The organism is Novosphingobium sp. 1529 (assembly GCF_040544855.1).
GTDB classification, from domain to species: domain Bacteria; phylum Pseudomonadota; class Alphaproteobacteria; order Sphingomonadales; family Sphingomonadaceae; genus Novosphingobium; species Novosphingobium capsulatum.
This window is the reverse complement of sequence record NZ_JBEPKW010000010.1, coordinates 45492-60095: the sequence shown is the minus strand read 5'-3', so window position 1 is coordinate 60095 and position 14604 is coordinate 45492. Positions and strand designations below refer to the sequence as shown.

The 14604-nt window shown below is 67.7% G+C and carries 14 protein-coding genes; 2 read left to right on the top strand and 12 right to left on the bottom strand.

Annotation, left to right across the window (positions count from 1 at the left end):
• Positions 1-107: 107 nt before the first annotated feature.
• Positions 108-1361, bottom strand: a complete 1254-nt coding sequence (locus tag ABIC78_RS16620; RefSeq protein ID WP_022677647.1) for a threonine ammonia-lyase — start codon at positions 1359-1361, stop codon at positions 108-110.
• 110 nt (positions 1362-1471) lie between these two features.
• Here ABIC78_RS16620 and ABIC78_RS16615 point away from each other — a divergent pair, with 110 nt between their 5' ends.
• Positions 1472-2374 carry an NAD(P)-dependent oxidoreductase gene (locus tag ABIC78_RS16615; RefSeq protein ID WP_107717122.1) on the top strand — a complete coding sequence of 301 codons (903 nt, stop codon included), beginning with the start codon at positions 1472-1474 and terminating at the stop codon, positions 2372-2374.
• A complete protein-coding gene (locus ABIC78_RS16610; RefSeq protein WP_354490882.1) occupies positions 2371-4125 on the top strand; it encodes an amidohydrolase in 1755 nt (584 codons plus the stop codon). The genes ABIC78_RS16615 and ABIC78_RS16610 overlap by 4 nt, the downstream gene beginning before the upstream one ends.
• A 197-nt stretch (positions 4126-4322) precedes the next feature.
• On the opposite strand, the gene tatC is transcribed toward ABIC78_RS16610, so the two are convergent.
• The 11 genes from tatC to ABIC78_RS16555 all read right to left on the bottom strand — a co-directional run bounded on the left by tatC (position 4323) and on the right by ABIC78_RS16555 (position 14602).
• Complete coding sequence (tatC, locus tag ABIC78_RS16605) at positions 4323-5192, bottom strand: twin-arginine translocase subunit TatC (RefSeq protein WP_354490880.1); 870 nt, start codon at positions 5190-5192, stop codon at positions 4323-4325.
• Positions 5189-5659 carry a Sec-independent protein translocase protein TatB gene (gene tatB / locus ABIC78_RS16600; protein ID WP_022676854.1) on the bottom strand — a complete coding sequence of 157 codons (471 nt, stop codon included), beginning with the start codon at positions 5657-5659 and terminating at the stop codon, positions 5189-5191. Before tatB ends, tatC begins: the two co-directional genes overlap by 4 nt.
• Positions 5660-5688: 29 nt before the next feature.
• Positions 5689-5961, bottom strand: coding sequence for a Sec-independent protein translocase subunit TatA (locus ABIC78_RS16595; RefSeq protein WP_022676853.1), 273 nt, complete (start codon positions 5959-5961; stop codon positions 5689-5691).
• Positions 5962-6036: 75 nt separating this feature from the next.
• Complete coding sequence (scpB, locus tag ABIC78_RS16590; RefSeq protein WP_354490877.1) at positions 6037-6651, bottom strand: SMC-Scp complex subunit ScpB; 615 nt, start codon at positions 6649-6651, stop codon at positions 6037-6039.
• Positions 6648-7460 carry a segregation and condensation protein A gene (locus tag ABIC78_RS16585; protein ID WP_107717118.1) on the bottom strand — a complete coding sequence of 271 codons (813 nt, stop codon included), beginning with the start codon at positions 7458-7460 and terminating at the stop codon, positions 6648-6650. Before ABIC78_RS16585 ends, scpB begins: the two co-directional genes overlap by 4 nt.
• Before the next feature lie 6 nt (positions 7461-7466).
• A complete protein-coding gene (gene nagZ, locus ABIC78_RS16580; protein ID WP_354490875.1) occupies positions 7467-8483 on the bottom strand; it encodes a beta-N-acetylhexosaminidase in 1017 nt (338 codons plus the stop codon).
• Between the two features lie 113 nt (positions 8484-8596).
• Positions 8597-9316: an SPOR domain-containing protein gene (locus tag ABIC78_RS16575; RefSeq protein WP_354490873.1), complete on the bottom strand. Its 720-nt coding sequence runs from the start codon at positions 9314-9316 to the stop codon at positions 8597-8599.
• A gap of 5 nt (positions 9317-9321) precedes the next feature.
• Positions 9322-11085, bottom strand: a complete 1764-nt coding sequence (gene argS / locus ABIC78_RS16570) for an arginine--tRNA ligase (protein WP_354490871.1) — start codon at positions 11083-11085, stop codon at positions 9322-9324.
• An 83-nt stretch (positions 11086-11168) separates the two neighbouring features.
• A complete protein-coding gene (nudC, locus tag ABIC78_RS16565; RefSeq protein WP_354490869.1) occupies positions 11169-12098 on the bottom strand; it encodes an NAD(+) diphosphatase in 930 nt (309 codons plus the stop codon).
• Positions 12095-13408, bottom strand: coding sequence for a serine hydrolase domain-containing protein (locus tag ABIC78_RS16560; RefSeq protein WP_354490867.1), 1314 nt, complete (start codon positions 13406-13408; stop codon positions 12095-12097). Before ABIC78_RS16560 ends, nudC begins: the two co-directional genes overlap by 4 nt.
• Positions 13409-13471: 63 nt before the next feature.
• Positions 13472-14602, bottom strand: a complete 1131-nt coding sequence (locus ABIC78_RS16555) for an A/G-specific adenine glycosylase (protein WP_354490865.1) — start codon at positions 14600-14602, stop codon at positions 13472-13474.
• Positions 14603-14604: the final 2 nt, after the last annotated feature.

Sequence of the window (14604 nt, the reverse complement as noted above, 5' to 3'; positions counted from 1 at the left end):
TCCGCCGACAAGCCTGCCCGGTCATTTCGGAGTGTATTTCCATGCCGCCGCGCGATCCCGTGCCATGGCAGGACACCCTGCCCGGCACGGGTTAACGGATCAGCTCGTCACGCCAGTTCCACCTGGGTCACGTCATAGCCACGGTTGCGCAGCGCGCGCACCAGGAGATCGATCTGCTCGCGGTTGCGCGCTTCGCACTCGATCTCGGCGGTCAGGCCCTTGGCCGGCAGCGAGGTGAAGATGCGCTGGTGCCACACCTCCAGGATGTTGACCTGGTGGCGGTTGAACTCTTCCACCACGCTGTAGAGTGCGCCAGGACGATCCTGCAACACGATGCGCAGCCGCCCGAGCCGGCCCGAACGCGCCAGATCGCGCAGCAGCACGTTGGCGAGCAGGCGGGTGTCGATGTTGCCCCCGGTCAGCACGATGCCCACCTTGCGCCCTTCGAACATGGCGCGGTTGGCGATCACGGCGGCAAGGCCAGCAGCGCCCGCCCCTTCGACCACGGTCTTTTCGATCTGCAGCAGCAGCGCGACGGCGGATTCGAGCGCGGCTTCATCGACCAGCACGATATCGTCCACCAGCGTCGCCAGCACGGCCGAGGTGAACGCCCCTGGCTCCTTGACGGCGATGCCTTCGGCCAGGGTATCCCCGCCACACGGCAGGCTCTGATGCTTGAGCTTGTCGTACATCGAGGGAAACAGCTTTGCCTGCACACCGACCAAGCCGATGCCCGGCTTCATCGCGCGCGCGGCGGTGCCCATGCCGGTAAGCAGCCCGCCCCCACCGATCGGCACGGCCAGCATGTCGATCTCGGGAACGTCGGTGAGCATTTCGAGCGCCACGGTGCCCTGCCCGGCCGCGACGGCGGGATCATCGAACGGATGCACGAACGTCAGCCCGCGCTCCGCCTCCAGCAGGCGAGCATGGGCATAGGCTTCGTCGAAGGTTTCGCCTTCGAGCACGACGTTGCCGCCGACGCTTTCGGTCTGCATGATCTTAACCGCCGGCGTGGTGCGCGGCATCACGATCGTGACCGGCACGCCAAGCCGCGTGCCGTGATACGACAGGCCCTGGGCATGGTTGCCGGCAGAGGCCGCGATCACCCCGCGCGAACGCTGTTCTTCGGTCAGCAGGAGAAGGGCATTGAGCGCGCCGCGCTCCTTGTAGGCGGCGGTGAATTGCAGGTTTTCGAACTTGAGATAGATTTCTGCGCCGGTGATCCGGCTCAGCGTCTGGCTATGCAGCGTGGGGGTGCGCACCACCTTGCCCATAATTCGCCCGGCCGCCGCGTGAACGTCGGCAAGGGACAGCAGGGCATGCGCCGGCTGTTGGGCGAGCTTGTGGACAAGGTTTTCCATAGTGAGCCACCCCCTAATGCAAAGGGGGCAGCAAAGAAACCGTTTCCGCATCCCGCGATGCGCCCCAAGGGAGGGCTGGCACACCGGCGCAAAGCGGCTAAACAGCGGGCATGACCGAACCACTCACCATCGCATGCATCGGCCTTGGCACCATGGGCGGGCCGATCGCCCGCCATCTGGGCCAGGCCGGCCACCGCCTGACCATCTTCAACCGCAGCGATGCCCGGCGCGAGGTCTGGATGGCCGCCAATCCGGGCCTGGCCACGCGCGTTGCCGCCAGCCCGGCCGAAGCGGCCGACGGCGCCGATGCGGTGATCACCTGCGTGGGCAACGATGATGACCTCGCCGATGTGGTGCTCAGCCCGCAGGGCGCCTTTGCCACGCTGCGCCCCGGCGCCGTGCTGATCGACCACACCACGGTTTCGGCGCGCATCGCCCGGCAGATTGCCGTGGAAGGCCGCGACAAGGAAATCCTGTGTGTGGATGCGCCGGTTACCGGCGGCCAATCCGGCGCGGAAAGCGGCACCCTGTCGATCATGTGCGGCGGCAGCGACAAGGCGATCGCAGCAGCGCGGCCGATCCTGTCGGCCTATGCCAAGCGCGTGGTCCACGTGGGCAAATCGGGCGCGGGGCAAACCACCAAGATGGTCAACCAGATGTGCCTGGCCGCCACGATCGCCGGCCTTTCCGAAGCCATGCGCTTTGCCCAGGCCGCGCATCTCGATCTTGCCAAGGTGTTCGAGGCGATTTCCGGCGGCGCCGCGCAATCGTGGCAGATGGACAACCGCTGGGACACCATGGCCGCCGATTCCTTTGATTTCGGCTTTGCCGTCGACTGGATGCGCAAGGACCTGGGCCTGGCGATCGAGGAAGCGCGCGGCCTGGGCGCCAGCGTGCCCACCACCGCCCTGATCGACCAGTTCTATGCCGAAGTGCAGGCCCTGGGCGCCGGCCGCCAGGATACCAGCGCGCTGATTCGCCGCCTGCCGCTGCGTGGCCAGAAGCCGGCATGATCAGCCTGCGTCCGGCGGCCCGCCCCGCCCTCATCGCTGCCCTGCTTGCCGGCGCAGCCCTGCCGGTTGCCGGGCATGCCGCGCAGGCTCCATCCACCGATACGCTGGTGGACAATGTCCATGGCGAAACGATCGGCGCCGATGGCCAGCCCGAACAGGTCATCGGCCTGCTGTTCGATCGCTCCGGCGTGATCCGCCAGGTCTTTCACCCTGGCGACAAGCTGCCCAAGAAGGGCTTTGGCTATCACATCGATGGCAAGGGCCAGGTGATTCTGCCCGGCCTGATCGACGCGCACGTCCACGTGATGGAACTGGGCCTGGCTGCCCTTACGCTCGACCTGTCGTCAACCCGCACGCTGGCCGAGGCGCTCGACGCGATCCGCGCCTATGCCGCGCAGCATCCCGATCGCACCTGGATCACCGGGCGGGGCTGGAACCAAGAGCAATGGGGCCTGAAGGATGGCAGCGGGCACAGCCGCTATCCCACGGCGGCCGAGCTCGATTCGGTGGTGGGTGATCGACCGGTCTGGCTGGAGCGGGTCGATGGCCACGCCGGCTGGGCCAACAGTGCCGCGCTCAAGGCCGCCGGAATCACCGCCGCCGCCAAGGCGCCCGATGGCGGCGCGATCGATCGCCGCCCCGATGGCACGCCCGCCGGCGTGCTGGTCGATGCGGCGATGGGCCTGTTGACGCCGCGCCTGCCTGCCCCGCGCGCGGCCGATCGCGATGCCGCGCTGGCCAAGGCGCAAGCGATCCTGTTCCAGCGCGGCGTGACGGCCGTGGCCGACATGGGCACCAGCATCGAAGACTGGCAGGCTTTCCGCCGCGCCGGTGACAAGAACCAGCTCTATGTGCGGATCATGGCCTATGCCATGGGCACCGATCAGATGGCCCTGATCGCCGGGGGTGAGCCGACGCCGTGGCTCTACGCCGACCGGCTGCGCCTGGGTGGGGTCAAGCTGTTCATGGATGGCGCGCTGGGCTCGCGCGGGGCCTGGCTGAAGGCGCCCTATGCCGATGCGCCCAACACGCGCGGATTGCCGCGCATGACCGATACCCAGCTTGGCAACCTGATGAGCCGCGCGGCGATGGACGGGTTCCAGGTGGCCGTCCATGCCATCGGCGACGCGGCCAATGCCGCCGTGCTGTCCAGCATCGAGGATCTTTCCGCCACCTACAAGGGTGATCGCCGCTGGCGAGTGGAACATGCCCAGATCGTCGATCCGGCCGATATCGCCCGCTTTGGCCGCAATGGCGTGATCGCGTCGATGCAGCCGGTGCATGAAACATCCGATCGTGTGATGGCCGAAGCACGCCTTGGCCCGCAGCGGCTGGCCGGGGCCTATGCCTGGCAATCGATCGCCAAGGCAGGCGCGCGGCTCGCGTTCGGTTCGGATGCGCCGGTGGAAGCGCCCGATCCCTTTGCCGGAATGGCCGCCGCGATCAGCCGCGAAGGCCCCGATGGGCAACCGGCGGGTGGCTGGCAGCCGCAGGAAAAGGTGACCCCGGCCCAGGCGCTGGCCGCGTATACCACCGGCGGCGCCTATGCCGGCTTTGCCGAAGGCCGCTTTGGCCGCCTGGCACCGGGCCTGCGCGCCGATTTCGTCCTGGTCGATACCGATCCGCTGACCGCCACGCCCGATGCCATCCGCCACACCCGCGTGCGCGAAACCTGGGTGGGTGGCGGCAAGGTGTGGCCGGACGATACCGAAAACGGCGCCGCCAAAAAGGATGGAAACCAAAAAGGCTGAGAGCCGTTAGATGGCCCGACGCGGAAGGCGCCGGGTTCCCCCCTCATCCCGGCGCTGCGTTGCCAAGCCCTGACGGTGTTCTCCCCTCGCACCCAGGCACGGCCATGCGGGCAGCGGAAAAATCCCGCCGCGCATGCAATTTCCCTCAAGACTGCGCAGGCGGTGGGGGCCAGTGATGGCCCCCACCGCATAGCCGATCAGGGCAGCAACTGCGTGGGGTTGCCGCTGGCCTGCCGGGCCGCAGCGGCCGCATCAGCCGCCGCCTGGGCCGCTTCTGCCGCAGCTTCTTCGGCGGCCAGGCGGGCCTTTTCCTCGGCATCGGCCTTTTCAACGAAACGCATGACGATCAGCGTGCCTTCGAACAGGATCAGCAAGGGGATCGCCAGCATCAGCTGCGACACCACATCAGGCGGGGTGATCAGCGCAGCTAGCGCCACGATGCCGACGATCACATAGCGCCGCGCCTTGACCAGCGCATCACGGCTGACGATGCCCGCGCGGTTGAGCAGCATGAGCAGCACCGGCAGCAGGAACGACACGCCGAACGCCAGGATGAACTGCATCACCAGCGCGAGATACTCCTCGATCCCCGGCAATGCTTCGAGTTGCAGACCGCCTTTGTTGCCCTGGAACCCGACGAACCATTTGAACGCCGTGGGCATGACCACGAAATAGGCCAAACTGGCACCCATGCCGAACAGGATCGGCGTGGCGATCAGGAACGGCAGGAACGCGCGCTTTTCCCGGGCATAGAGCCCAGGCGCGACAAACGCCCACAGCTGGTTCGCCACCACCGGGAAGCTGAGCAGGAAACCGGAAAACAGCGCCACTTTCAGGTTCACGAAGAACGCCGAATAGAGCTTGGTATAGATCAGCCGGCCATGCCCGGCCGGAAATGCCAGGCTGAGCGGATGGACCAGGATCGCCAGGATGGCGTCGACAAAATAATAGCTGATCGCCGAGGTCAGCGCCAAGGCATAGACACAGCGCAACAGGCGGGTGCGCAGCTCGATCAGGTGATCGAGCAGCGGGGCCTGGGTGTCATCGATATCGCGTATCTGGATCACGGTTGGCCCGGCTCGGTATGGGGGTGAACGGCAGGCGCCACTGCCGCATGGCCTTCATCGGCCGGCTGCGGACCGCGCGGACGCTCGCCCCTGCTTTCCACCGGCAGCAACTTTTCAGGCGGCGGCGGAAGCGGCGCGGGATCGGTCGGCGCGTGGGGCGCCAGCACCGGATCGACCGGATGAGCCGGCGCTTCGGCGGTGGCGGCATGGGGCGTTTCCGCCGCGCTCGCCGCCGCGCTTTGCGCCATGATCTGCGCGTTCTGCTCCTGCCACTTCTTTTCCATGTCAGCCAGTTCCGCCTCGCGGATCATGGTTTCGATGCCGGCGCGAAAGTGGTTGGAAACACGGCGCATCTTGCCGATCCAACGGCCGGCGGTGCGCAGTGCGAGCGGCAGATCCTTGGGCCCGATCACCACGATCGCCACGATGACGACCAGCAGCAATTCGGACGGCGCAATATCGAACATCGATGGTCAGCCCTGCGTTATCGGGCCGATCAGGCCTGCGGCCCCTGCGGGTGATCGCCCGGCTGCTGGACCGGCGCGGGGTGAACCGGCGCTTGCGGCGCAACGGGAGGAACCGGCGGGGTCTGCTGGATCTGGGCCGGCGGCGGCGTGACCGGAGGATTGGCTTCCTCGTTCATGCCCTGCTTGAAGCTTTTGATACCCTTGCCGAAATCACCCATCATTTCGGAAATGCGGCCACGCCCGAACAAAATCAGCACGACCAGCGCCAGAATGATCAGGTGCGGTAGAGAAAGGCCACCCATTTCAAATTCTCCTTTGCCTGCCCAGATAGGGGATGTTCCCGCACTTCGCCAGCGGGCAAAGCCGATTCTTGTCGTTTAGTCCGCCTCGCCGGGTTCGTCTGGCGCGTCGGCATCCTCTGGCCCGGCCTCCTCCCGGTTGCCGGTGAGCACGGCATAGGCTTCGTCCACCGGATCGAGCAAGCCGGCAGCGCGCAACTCGCCAATGCCAGGCAGATCTGCCCGGCTGGCAAGACCGAAATGGCTGAGGAACTGCGGCGTGGTGGCATAGATGGTGGGGCGGCCCGGCACCTCGCGCCGACCGGCCATGCGCACCCAGCCCGCTTCCATCAACACATCGAGCGTGCCCTTGGCGGTCTGCACGCCGCGGATCGCCTCGATCTCGGCCCGGCTGACCGGCTCGTGATAGGCGATGATCGCCAGGGCCTCGGTCGCCGCGCGCGACAGGCGGCGCACTTCTTCCTTTTCCCGCCGCAGCAGATGCGCCAGATCGGGCGCGGTCTGGAAATGCCAGCGCCCGCCGCGCTCCACCAGATGCACCCCGCGCGGGGCATAGTGCTCTGCCAGCAGGGCCAGCGCCGCGCGCACGTCTGCCCCGCCCAGATGGCGCGAAATCTCATCAGCACGCAGGGGTTCCTGCGCGGCAAACAGCGTGCCTTCCACCGCGCGTACCAGATCGTCGGGCGCGCTCATGGCCTGGCGCCCTGCAGCGGCCGGATCAACAGCGGGCCAAAGCATTCGTCCTGGACCAGTTCCACCCGCCCTTGCTTGGCCAGTTCCAGCGCCGCCAGAAAACTCGACGCCAGGGCCGATCGCGCCAATTGCCGATCGGCCGCGCCGTTGATCGCCATTGGCGGCAGGAAGGCGCGCAGATCGCGCCATTCCAGGCTGGTGCCGAGCAGCGCGGAGATGCGGGCGAGCGCGGCGTCCAGCGTCATGACCGGACGCTCGCGCACCATGTGCACCACCGGCCGGTTGCGGTGCTGGATCTGGCCATAGGCCTGGATCAGGCCAAACAGATCGGCCTGCCACAGCGACCGGCGGGCCAGGGTAATCCCTTCCGGCGCGCCGCGCGTGAACACGTCGCGCCCCAGCCGATCGCGCGCCATCAGCCGGGCGCCCGCCTCGCGCATGGCGCCCAGCCGCTGCAGGCGCAGTTGCAGGCGCAGCGCCATTTCTTCCGGGCTGGGCTGCATATCGGGATCGCGCGGCAACAGCAGCAGCGATTTGAGATAGGCGAGCCAAGCGGCCATCACCAGGTAATCGGCCGCCAGTTCCAGCTTCAGCGCCTCGGCCCGGTCAATATAGCCAAGGTATTGATCGACCAGTTCGAGGATCGAAATCCGCCGCAGATCAACTTTTTGCCGCCGCGCCAGATCGAGCAGCAGGTCGAGCGGCCCTTCCCAGCCATCGAGATCGAGATAGAGCGCATCGCCGGTCGCCACAGCCGGGGGCAGCCCGTCCCACAGCGCGTCGTCCTGCGGCTCTGCCCCCTCGGCCATGCCGGATCAGGCCAGGGCCAGCAGCGTGTCGCGCCGAGCGAAAAGCTCTGCCTGCAAGGCCGCGTCGCGCGGGACGGCGGCGGCAGCGGTAGGCGCCAGGGCGCGGTCCAGCCGCGCGGCAGTCTGGGCGCTCATCGGCGCCAGGGATTGCGCGATGCCGATCATGTCGGGCATCCTGGCCCAGCAATTGAGCGCAATGTCACACCCGGCGGCCTGCGCGCGCGCCGCGCGTTCCGGCACAGTGCCTTCAAGCGCCGCCATGTCGAGATCGTCGGTCAGCAGCAGCCCGTCAAAGCCGATGCGGCGGCGGATCACCTCTTCGATCACGAAGGGAGAAAGCGTGGCCGGCAGATCGGCGTCCCACGCGGTGAAGCGGATGTGCCCGGTCATGCCGATGGCGGCGCCAGACAGGGCCTGGAACGGGGCGAGATCCGCGGCCAGTTCGTCTTCCCCGGCCGTGACTGTGGGCAGTTCCTTGTGACTGTCGGCCATGGCGCGGCCGTGGCCGGGCATATGCTTGATCACGCCCATCACCCCGGCGCGCGCCAGGCCATCGAGCGTGGCACGGCCCAGCGCGGCCACGCGCTGCGGTTCCTTGCCCAGGGCGCGATCGCCGATCACGTCATGCGCGCCGGGCTGGCGCACATCGAGCAGCGGCAGGCAATCCACGCTGATGCCAGCTTCGGCCAGATCGATGCCCAAGGCTTGCGCATTGGCGCGCGCCGCCTCGATCGCGCTCGCGGGCGCCACGTCATAGAGCCGGTCGAACGCCTCGCCAGCGGGATAGGGAGCCCAGACCGGCGGCTTCATCCGCGCGACGCGGCCGCCTTCCTGGTCGATCGAGATCAGCAGCCGGTCGCGCCCGTGCAGGTCACGCAGCGAATCGGTCAAGGCGCGCAGCTGTTCGCGTGATTCCACGTTGCGGCCGAACAGGATGTAGCCGGCAGGATCGGCGTCCTGGAAAAAGGCGCGCTCGTCGGCGGTGAGAACGGGGCCGGAAAGGCCGAAAATGGCTGGAAGCATCGGGGAAGCTTTCCCGCAATTCGGCGCCTTTGACAAGCCACGCAGGCCTTGCCGCCCCATCCGCTTTTTCGCACCCCCGAATGAAGCCATCCGGGGTCAGGCTGGCAGGCCGATCAGTGCTTGACCTGGCACTTCACTCCTTCGCCCTGCAGCGTGTTGCACAACGAATTGGCAGCGCTCGCGTCGCCGGGCACCGCCTGGAGGCGATAGACCGTGCCGATATCGGCCTTGCCGGCGATGATGCGATGGTTGACGCCCTTGAGGCTTTCGTGCGCGACAACCAGCTTGTTCCACCCGGCTTCGGCCAGGGCCTGACTCGAAAACGCCCCAACCTGCACGCCAACGCCGCTGACCGGTGCCGGGGCAGGCGCGGCCTTTTCAGCGGGCTTGTCTGCCGGCTTGGCCGTGGCGGATGGGCTGACCGCGGGCGCCGGCGCGTCCTTGGCAGCAAGGGCCGCAGTCGGGCGTTCGCCTTCGCTGACCTTGAAGCTGGAATCGCCAGTGCCCTGGAACGTCTTGCCGCCCGGATCCTTGGGCGCAACCTTGTAGGGTTCCTTGCTCGCCTCGATCAGGCTGCCATCGGCGGCGGCCGGGGCGGCGTTGCGGTGCGTGGCCCAAAAGATCGCCCCGACGATCGCGGCGAGCAGGATCAGCGCCAGCACGCCAAAGCCGATCAGGCGCCCATTGTCCGGGCCTTCTTCTTCCAGATCGACATCGTCGGCGCTTTCCAGCCAGGGCAGGCGTTCTTCGCTGCCCAGGTCCAGCGCCTGCGCGCCGACGCCCTGGCCATTTTCGCCGATCGCGGCGTTGTCGTGCTGATCCCCGTTCACCATTGCCTTCAAAGCTCCTGCGCGGCCTCAACCCCCAAGATGGCCAGCCCGTTCTTCAATACCTGCCCGATTTGCGCGGCCAGGAAAAGCCGCGCCTCGGTCAGGGCTTGATCCTGTGCCACAATGAAGCGCTTTTCAGGCTTGTCGTTGCCTACGTTCCAATAGGCGTGGAACGCGGCAGCCAGATCATAGAGGAAAAACGCGATGCGATGCGGCTCGCGCGCAACTGCGGCGCCTTCCACCATGCGCGGGAACTGCGCGGCCTGCTTGATCACGGCGAGTTCTTCCTGGCCCAGCAGCGCGAGATGGGCAGCGCTGGGCGCCCAGCCCAGTTCGGCGCCCTTGCGAAGGGTGGAGGAAATCCGGGCATGGGCATATTGCACATAGAACACCGGGTTGTCCTTGGAGGCTTCCACCACCTTGGCAAAGTCAAAGTCCATCTGCGCGTCGGGCTTGCGGGTCAGCATGGTGAAACGCACCACGTCCTTGCCCACTTCCTCGACCACGTCGGCCAGCGTCACGAAATTGCCCGCGCGCTTCGACATCTTGACCGGCTGGCCATCGCGCAGCAGCTGCACCATCTGCACCAGCTTGACTTCGAACGGCTTGGGGCTCGCGCCTTCTGCCCCGGTCAGCGCGGCGACGGCGGCCTTGATCCGCTTGACCGTGCCGGCATGGTCGGCGCCCCAGATATCCACCAGCGCGTCGGCGGTTTCCGCCTTCTGGAAGTGATAGGCGAGGTCTGCGCCGAAATAGGTCCAACTGCCGTCAGACTTCTTGATCGGCCGATCCTGGTCATCGCCAAACCGCGTGGAGCGGAACAGCGGCAGTTCGACCGGTTCCCAGTCTTCGGGTGTCTTGCCCTTGGGCGCTTCGAGATGGCCGTCATAGACCAGATCGTGCGCGCGCAGCCAGGCTTCGGCCGCCTCGGGCTTGCCAGCGGCCTGCAGTTCCGCCTCGGACGAGAAGAGATCGTGGACGATGCCCAGCTTGGCGAGGTCTTCCTTGATCATCACCAGCATCGCGGCCACCGCCTTTTGGCGGAACAGCACCAGCCATTCGCTTTCGGGCGCGGCGACATAGCGATCGCCGAATTCGGCCGCGAGCGCCTGGCCCAGCGGGATCAGGTATTCACCCGGATAGAGGCCTTCGGGAATGCCGCCAACATCTTCGCCCAGCGCCTCGCGATAGCGCACGTGCGCCGAGCGGGCGAGCACATCGACCTGTGCGCCGGCATCGTTGACGTAATATTCCTTGATCACCTTATGCCCGGCAAATTCGAGCAGGGCCGCGAGGGCATCGCCCACCACCGCGCCGCGGCAATGGCCCATGTGCATCGGCCCGGTGGGATTGGCCGAGACATATTCGACGTTCACCGTGCTGCCACCGCCCAGCGTAGAGCGGCCATAGCTGTTTGCGGCCTGGCCGATCAGGGCCAGCTCGTCGGTCCACGCGGCATCGGACAGGCGCAGGTTGATGAAGCCCGGACCGGCGATCTCGGCGCTGACGACACGCGGATGGGCGGCCAGTTCGTCTACCAGGAGCGCGGCCAGCGCGCGCGGGTTGGTGCCGGCGGGCTTGGCCAGGACCATCGCCGCATTGGTGGCCAGATCGCCATGCGCGGCATCGCGCGGCGGCTCGCACGTGACGGCGCCGCGCGGCAGGCCGGCGGGCAGCGCGCCCTTGGCGACAAGGGCATCGAGCGCGGCATCGATCACGCCGGCATAGGCAGCGAACAGCGTCTGGGCGGCAACGGGGCTATCGGTCGTCATGGCACGGGCCGATAGCGAATTTGTGGGGCGTTGGAAACCCGAGCGGCGCGGGCATGCGCAACGCCGGTACAGCCAACGCCGGTTCAGCCCCTGTGCGCCATCCACCATTCCAGCAGGTGCCGCGCCACCGCCGTATGGGTCGGCGCCCCGAACGGCGCATCGGGCCGGCCCTCCAGCGCGGCGCTGACTTCTTCGCGGGTGAACCAGCGCGCGTCTTCCAACTCGTTCTGATCGATTGTGATGGTGGGATCATCGGCCAGGGCATGGCAGGCGATCATCAGCGACGAGGGATAGGGCCAGGGCTGGCTGGCGACATAGCGCACGTCGCGCACGCGCACGCCGGCTTCCTCCAGCACTTCGCGTGCCACGGCTTCTTCCACCGTTTCGCCCGGCTCGACAAAGCCGGCCAGCGCGGAATAGCGCCCGGCGGGAAAGCGCGGCTGGCGCCCCAGCAAGAGGCGCCCGTCATGTTCGACCAGCATGATCGTGACCGGATCGACGCGCGGAAAGTGATCGGCGCCGCAGTCCGCATTGCTGCATGAGCGCTGCCAGCCGCCCTTGGCCGCCTGCGTGGCATGGCCACAGCGCGCGCAAAAGCGGTGGCGCGCGTGCCAATCGACCAGGCTGCGCGCGCCGCCATAGATTGCCAGATCGCGCGCCGGCATGGCATCGAGCAGGGCGCGCAGATTGGGCGCGGCCGGCGCCGTGCTGCCGCCAAGGCCAGGCGCGGCGGCGGCAAAGCAGCCCCGCCCCGCTTCATCCAGTCCCAGGAACACCAGGTCCGCTCCATCCGGCGCGGATTGCAGCGGCGCCCAGGTCAGCCCGCCATCGGCCCCAAATTCCGGCGCCAGACCATCGAGCACCAGCAACTGCGCGTCGGGCGCGGCCTGCACCGCCGCCAGCCGCACCGGATCGGTGCGCACCGCATCGGCCCGGTCCAGCGGATTGCCGGCATAGGCAATCGGCGGCAGCGCGCGGGCCAAGGTGCGGGCCAGCGTGTCGGTAGTGGTCATGCGGCAACCTTGTGCTGGGCCAGCAGCCGCGCGCGCACATCGCTGCGCACGGCCTGGGGGAATGCAGTATCGAACGGATAGGCTGTGCTGGGCATGAACTGGGCAAAGAACCCGCCGCGCACGCCGCCCACCTTGCTGATGAAGCCGATCGTGCCAGCCGCGCCCGACCAGCCATAGGTGCCCGCCGAATCGCCAAGGCCAACGCGGCCGCCCGCGCCAAAGCCATGGCCGGCAATCCACGTACCTGCAGTACTGGCGCCGGGCGGCAACAGGTTGCTGGTGCCCATGTCGACCGCCCGCTGGCTCATTACCCGCTTGCCGGCAAACACCCCGCCGCCCAGCAGCATGGCCAGGAACCGGTCATAATCGCGCGGCGAACTGATCAGGCCTGCGCCGCCAAACGGAAAGGCCGGCGGATCGAGATAGACCGAATTGGTCGCGCCATCGATCGGCAGCAGGCGGCCATCGGCCACGACATAGTTGGTGGTGAAGCGCGGCACATCGGCCGGGGCCAGCTGGAACGTGGTGCTGTCCATGCCCAGCGGATCGAAGAAACGCGCTTTCAGGAAGGCGCTGAACTCTTGCCCGGAAGCCAGTTCGATGATCCGGCCCATCAGATCGAGCGCCACCGAATAGGACCAGCGCGTGCCCGGCTGATAGACCAGGGGAAGGCGGGCGAGATTGTCGGCAAAGGCAGCCAGGCTGGGCGCGGTATGCACTTCGCCAAAGCCCGGCAGCGGCACGCGGGTGGCGCGATAGGGCATGATGCCGGCCGCGGCATAGGCATCGCGGATCGGGCCGGTCTGGATAATGGTATAGCCAAGCCCGGCCGTGTGCGTGAGCAGCTGGCGCACGGTGATCGGCGCGGTTGCCGGCACGACCTTGTCCACCGGGCCGGCCGGATCGACCAGCACGTTCATGCGGGCATAGGCCGGCAGGAAATCGGCGATCGGCTGATCAAGGCCGAGCTTGCCTTCGTCGATCAGGATCATCGCGGCCATGCCGGTGATCGGCTTGGTCATCGAATAGATGCGGAACAAGGCGTTTTCATCCAGCGGCCGGGCATCGCCGCGCGTGCCAGTGCCGCGCGCCACCACCTCGGGCGGGGCATCGCCCCAGCCCAGCGTGGCAACCGCGCCGGCCAGCTTGCCGCTGCGGACATAGTCATCGAGCAGGCCGGTAATGGCCGGCAGGCGCGGGTCTGTCGGCGCGGCATGGGCCCAGCGCTGCAACAGCAGGCCCCCGCCGAGCAGCCCTGCCCCGCCCAGCAGGCCACGACGGCTGAGCGCCGGGGTTTGCGGAAGTGTCATGCGATCGTGCATTGCAGCCAAACCTTTCCAAGACGCCTGTTCATCGTTGCGCCGACGGCGCTTTCACCCTTCGTGCGCACCGGCCAATGCCAGGCGTGCCGCCTTGGCAAAAACCGTTGGCAACCCGGCATTTTCCATATCGCTGCGGGGCCACCACAGCGCACCGGGAATGTGGGCGCCGGGGATATTAGCGGGAGAAAATCCTGCGCCTACCAGCAAATGCAGATCGAGATCGAAATGGGTAAAGGCATGGCGCACCACCCCGGCGAATCGCCAGGTTCCGGCCACCGGCGGCTGGCTATCACCATCGGCCCGCGCGCTCCAGCCATCGTCGGGTAGCGCCCGCATGCCGCCCAGCATGCCCTTGCCCGGCCGCGTCACCACCAGCACCTGCGCCTGGCCATCGGCATCGACCCGTTCGATCCAATAGGCATGCCCCTGGCGCTGCGGCTTGGCTTTCTTGGGCGCCTTGACCGGCAGCGCCTCGGCCCGGCCTTCCGCCTCTGCCCGGCAGGCGCCGCGCAGTGGGCAAAGCAGGCAGCGCGGCGCCTTGACCGTGCAGATGGTGGCGCCCAGGTCCATCATCGCCTGGGCGAAATCACCCGCGCGCGCCGTGGGCGTGATTGTGGCGGTGGCCGCGCGAATGGCAGGCCGCGCCGCAGGCAACGGCACATCGATGGCAAACAGCCGCGCCACCACCCGTTCGACATTGGCATCGACCACTACGGCATGCCGGCCAAACGCGATCGCCGCCACTGCCGCTGCGGTATAGGCGCCAAGGCCCGGCAGCGCGCGCAGGCCCTCCTCGGTATCGGGAAAAGCGCCCAGCGCGGAAACCGCGCGCGCGCAGGCCAGCAGATTGCGCGCGCGGGCATAATAGCCCAGCCCAGCCCAGGCCGCCATGACCGCCGCGTCGTCGGCGGCGGCCAGATCATGCACGGTGGGCCAGGTGCGGGTGAATTTCTCGAAATAGGGGCCGACCGCTGCCACGGTGGTCTGCTGCAGCATCACTTCCGACAACCACACGCGGTAGGGATCGGGGGCTGGCGTTCCCGGCCGGCTGCGCCAGGGCAGCACCCGCGCATGGGCATCGTACCAGGCCAGCAGCGCTGCGGCCACGCCATGGCCGGCCGGCACGCTTGCGGTTTCATCACGTTGGGCGGGGAAATCGTCAGGATGGCCACTGGCTTGCATGG

Coding starts and splice junctions, on each gene's coding strand:
- nudC (WP_354490869.1), bottom strand. CDS start 12,098: ATGACCACTACCGACACGCTGGCCCGCACCTTGGCCCGCGCGCTGCCG.
- ABIC78_RS16620 (WP_022677647.1), bottom strand. CDS start 1,361: ATGGAAAACCTTGTCCACAAGCTCGCCCAACAGCCGGCGCATGCCCTG.
- nagZ (WP_354490875.1), bottom strand. CDS start 8,483: ATGCTTCCAGCCATTTTCGGCCTTTCCGGCCCCGTTCTCACCGCCGAC.
- tatB (WP_022676854.1), bottom strand. CDS start 5,659: ATGTTCGATATTGCGCCGTCCGAATTGCTGCTGGTCGTCATCGTGGCG.
- argS (WP_354490871.1), bottom strand. CDS start 11,085: ATGACGACCGATAGCCCCGTTGCCGCCCAGACGCTGTTCGCTGCCTAT.
- ABIC78_RS16615 (WP_107717122.1), top strand. CDS start 1,472: ATGACCGAACCACTCACCATCGCATGCATCGGCCTTGGCACCATGGGC.
- ABIC78_RS16560 (WP_354490867.1), bottom strand. CDS start 13,408: ATGACACTTCCGCAAACCCCGGCGCTCAGCCGTCGTGGCCTGCTGGGC.
- scpB (WP_354490877.1), bottom strand. CDS start 6,651: ATGAGCGCGCCCGACGATCTGGTACGCGCGGTGGAAGGCACGCTGTTT.
- ABIC78_RS16610 (WP_354490882.1), top strand. CDS start 2,371: ATGATCAGCCTGCGTCCGGCGGCCCGCCCCGCCCTCATCGCTGCCCTG.
- ABIC78_RS16585 (WP_107717118.1), bottom strand. CDS start 7,460: ATGGCCGAGGGGGCAGAGCCGCAGGACGACGCGCTGTGGGACGGGCTG.
- ABIC78_RS16555 (WP_354490865.1), bottom strand. CDS start 14,602: ATGCAAGCCAGTGGCCATCCTGACGATTTCCCCGCCCAACGTGATGAA.
- ABIC78_RS16575 (WP_354490873.1), bottom strand. CDS start 9,316: ATGGTGAACGGGGATCAGCACGACAACGCCGCGATCGGCGAAAATGGC.
- ABIC78_RS16595 (WP_022676853.1), bottom strand. CDS start 5,961: ATGGGTGGCCTTTCTCTACCGCACCTGATCATTCTGGCGCTGGTCGTG.